The sequence below is a fragment of the Pseudoalteromonas sp. G5_S1_54_S4 genome, assembly GCF_054968565.1.
The window spans coordinates 1-384 of record NZ_JBQKUL010000146.1 but is presented as its reverse complement, the minus strand read 5'-3'; the positions used below and the strand labels follow the sequence as shown (position 1 = coordinate 384).

At 40.9% G+C, this 384-nt stretch carries 1 protein-coding gene; it reads right to left on the bottom strand.

Annotation, left to right across the window (positions count from 1 at the left end):
• The coding region (locus ACTRWE_RS19310) for a DDE-type integrase/transposase/recombinase (protein ID WP_462880547.1) at positions 1–384 on the bottom strand (384 nt) is incomplete at both ends.

Genomic DNA, 384 nt, shown 5'->3' with positions numbered 1-384 from the left:
ACTTGCTCGCGCTTTATTTGCTCTCGACTGCAAATATCCTTCATTAAATCCGCGGCTAATTCACTTAACTGTGTGTCGTAAACCTGCCAGCCAACAACCTTTCGACTAAAAATGTCCATCACTAAATATAAGTATAAAAATTGCCCTTTTACGCTCGTTGGTAAATAGGTGATATCCCAAGTGTAGACTTCATTTGCACGCACTGCTTTCAGTGCTCTTGGCTTTTTCATCGGCTTAGCTGGCTTTACTTTTTCTCTATGCGTTAATAAGTTATGTGCCTTCATGACACGATAAAACGAACTTTCAGACGCTATCCATATGCCCTTATCAAGCAGCTTAGGGACTATTTTACTGGCCGGTAAATGCCCATATTCGGCTGAATTA